Source organism: Pseudomonas sp. Pseusp88 (genome assembly GCF_047303955.1).
Classification (GTDB): Bacteria; Pseudomonadota; Gammaproteobacteria; order Pseudomonadales; family Pseudomonadaceae; genus Aquipseudomonas.
Map to the genome: position 1 here is coordinate 1 of NZ_JBGLYM010000105.1, position 426 is coordinate 426.

1 pseudogene is annotated in these 426 nt (G+C 58.7%); it reads left to right on the forward strand.

Annotated elements, in window-relative coordinates:
- Positions 1-27: 27 nt before the first annotated feature.
- Positions 28-426: pseudogene (locus ACCD02_RS32665) on the forward strand (hypothetical protein); the annotation flags it as partial.

Below are 426 nucleotides of genomic sequence, written 5' to 3' on the forward strand. Positions count from 1 at the left end.
GGGCCGGCGTGGCATAAGGCGGGGGGGATGTATGCCGAAGTCGGTGGTAAAACCCTGAAGGTGGCACAGGCTGGATACTTGGAATGGTTGGGAGAAGCTAAGGCCGCCTCCAGGGGCAGTACCCAGGCAACCATCGCTAACGAGTTTGCCACGTTTTCGAAGGGTTTGATCTTGCGTACCATGACGTGGGCGACCTTGGGGGCCGTTGCGGCGGGGGTTGAGGCTTGGCAGTTATCCGAGGACACCAGTCGTGCCACAAGTCCGGAAGAAAAAGTACTGCTTTGGGCGAAGTTTGGCGTAACTGGCGGAATGTCTTTTGTGGCTACAGGCCAGCTTGTTGGCGCAGCCTTCGGCTATTGGTACGGCTTTGCCTGGGTAATGTCCACGCCGGTAGCGATCATCCTGGCGGTGCTCGGCATCGCCTAT